1 protein-coding gene is annotated in these 307 nt (G+C 45.0%); it reads left to right on the top strand.

What is annotated here, in order from left to right:
* A partial coding sequence (locus tag AAEY62_RS21500; RefSeq protein ID WP_350636423.1) for a SulP family inorganic anion transporter occupies positions 1–307 on the top strand: 307 nt, incomplete at both ends.

The following is a 307-nucleotide window of genomic DNA, read 5'->3' as shown; positions in this document are numbered from 1 at the left end:
GCATTAGCCTTGGTCCCAGAAGCTGTTGCGTTTGCCTTTGTTGCAAATGTAGAACCTTTAGTTGGACTCTATGCCGCGTTTATCGTTGGTTTAATTACGGCTATTTTCGGTGGTCGCCCTGGCATGATTTCTGGCGCAACCGGTGCCTTAGCTGTTGTTATGGTAAGTTTAGTATTTGATCATGGGGTTGAATATTTATTTGCCACTGTGCTGCTAATGGGCATACTGCAAATACTGGCTGCAGTTTTTAAGCTCGGAAAGTTTATTCGTATGGTGCCGCATCCGGTTATGATTGGCTTTGTGAACG

This window comes from Pseudoalteromonas sp. GW168-MNA-CIBAN-0100 (genome assembly GCF_040309225.1).
Taxonomy (GTDB): Bacteria; Pseudomonadota; Gammaproteobacteria; order Enterobacterales; family Alteromonadaceae; genus Pseudoalteromonas; species Pseudoalteromonas arctica.
This window is presented reverse-complemented; position numbering and strand designations above follow the sequence as displayed.